Annotated in this window: 1 protein-coding gene; it reads right to left on the bottom strand. The window is 37.6% G+C overall.

What is annotated here, in order from left to right:
• Window positions 1-56: 56 nt before the first annotated feature.
• Window positions 57-269: a DUF6321 domain-containing protein gene (locus tag A3712_RS28425; protein ID WP_231891840.1), complete on the bottom strand. Its 213-nt coding sequence runs from the start codon at window positions 267-269 to the stop codon at window positions 57-59.
• Window positions 270-435 lie beyond the last annotated feature (166 nt).

Here is a 435-nt window from a genome sequence, read left to right as displayed (position 1 = left end):
CCAGAACCTTTTGGTTTTTTACCTGTTCCTACTTTGGGGTCTCTTTTTTTTCTCATTTAGCACTTCCATCTTCTGCGTGCCTGTCTAAGTCTTGAGTTCGGATCTTTTGCTGCTTTAGGAAATTTTTTCATTTGTCCTAGTGATCTTGCGCAGAATGATTTTCTACGTTTNGCAGCTTTNGATCCTGGCTTCACTTTTCCAGTCACGGCTGTTTTTAATTTAGAACCGGGATTTAATCTTCGGTATGCTTTGACACCGGCTCGTGTCATACCAGCTCCAGATTTTGTAGATCTGAAATTTTTTTTATTTCTCGAAGGCATGGTGCCTTTGTTGTATAATTCTCTTGGCATTTGACTTCTTGCAATCATGATATTTTTGGCATCCTAAAACCAGGATTAGAATAATATTTTGCGTAAGATTTATTTCCTACTTTTA

Source organism: Vibrio sp. HI00D65 (assembly GCF_001635455.1).
Lineage (GTDB): Bacteria > Pseudomonadota > Gammaproteobacteria > Enterobacterales > Vibrionaceae > Vibrio.
This window is presented reverse-complemented; position numbering and strand designations above follow the sequence as displayed.